1 protein-coding gene is annotated in these 1,393 nt (G+C 70.6%); it reads left to right on the top strand.

Annotation, left to right across the window (positions count from 1 at the left end):
• Nucleotides 1-1,393 (top strand): PLL family lectin (locus tag ON39_RS34010; protein ID WP_218006191.1); only part of this gene is annotated, 1,393 nt, incomplete at both ends.

The following is a 1,393-nucleotide window of genomic DNA, read 5'->3' on the forward strand; positions in this document are numbered from 1 at the left end:
GGATTCCGGGTGGCCGCGGCCAACGGGATGGTCGCCGCGTGCTGGCTCGACTACACCAACGCCACCATCCGGGTCGCTCTGCAGGACGCGAACGGAGCGTGGAGCGCGCCGCAGGCGCTGCTCCCGAACGGCACGCTCGAGGCGGGCAACCGCGGCCACACCGTGGTCTGCCCGTCGCCGGGCGTGGCGATGGTCTTCTGGGTGACCAGCGACAACGTGATCCACGGCGCCACCTACGACGCCAGGGTGGCGAATCCGGCCTGGAGCGCGCCCACCCAGATCGCGGTGGCCACGTCGATATCCCGTTACGACGTAAGCCTTTTCGGCATCGGCTCGGGCGACGGACAGGCCGATCTCTTCTGGGAGGGCGCCGACCGGGCAATCTGGACCGTGCACTACAACGGGTCATGGTCCGCGCCCGCCGCCATCACCGCGCCGCGCACCATGAGCTACGGGTGGGCCCCTCCGGTCTACCTCGCGGCGACGGCTAAGGGGCGGGTCTATGTGTTCTGGCAGGGCGACGACGAACGCGTCCACTCCATGTACCGCGATCCGCAGCAGACCGCGTGGTCGGCGCCGCGGGAGATCGGGCATCCGTGGGCGCTGCCCAACACCGTCGCCGTGACCGCGCTGCCGGGCGGCGAGGTGGCGCTGTATCGGGCCGACATCGACGACTCGACGAACCAGACGATCCAGAGCTGCTTCTACGACACCGGCACGCCGACGCCGACGGCGGAGCTCGCCGTGGCCAACGCGCTGCTCACCCAGGCGCAGCAGCTGACGAATCTGCCCGGCCCCGTCCGCGCCGAGGCGGCCGACCGCGCGGTCGACGCCCTCGCGGTCACCCGGGCGATCGCCGCCGAGAACCCCACGTACCGGCGGCAACTCGCGGAGTGGAGCACCTACCCGGTGCCGAACTACCTGACCGCCGCGAACCGGTTCGAGGAGGCCGAGTCCGCCGGCGCGGAGTCGGTGAGCCTGTATCGCGCACTCGCACAAGAGAATCCGTCCGATGACGAGCTGGCGTTCCGTGTCTCCTGGGCGCAGGTCGTGTCCGGGGAGAATCTCTGGGGCAAGCCCGAGTTGCGTACCAAGGCGGCGGCTTCGACCGTGAGCGGCATCGACGGTCTCCGCGCGCTGGTGGGTCGCGCGCCTGCGTATCGGTCTCAGCTCGCGGAGTGGGCCGCGTGGCCGACCGCGGCGTTTCTGGCCGCCACGGGCGACTTCGACAAGGCCGAGGCGCTGGGTACGGAGTCGATCAGCTTGTATCGCGCACTCGCACAGGAGAATCCGGGCAGTGACGAGCTCGCGTTCCGCGTGGGCTGGGCCGAGATCGTGCTCGCGGAGAGCCTCTGGGGCAAGCCGGAGTTGCGTGGCAAGGCCACCGATCTCG

This window comes from Nocardia tenerifensis NBRC 101015, assembly GCF_000308715.1.
In the GTDB taxonomy this organism is placed as follows: domain Bacteria; phylum Actinomycetota; class Actinomycetes; order Mycobacteriales; family Mycobacteriaceae; genus Nocardia; species Nocardia tenerifensis.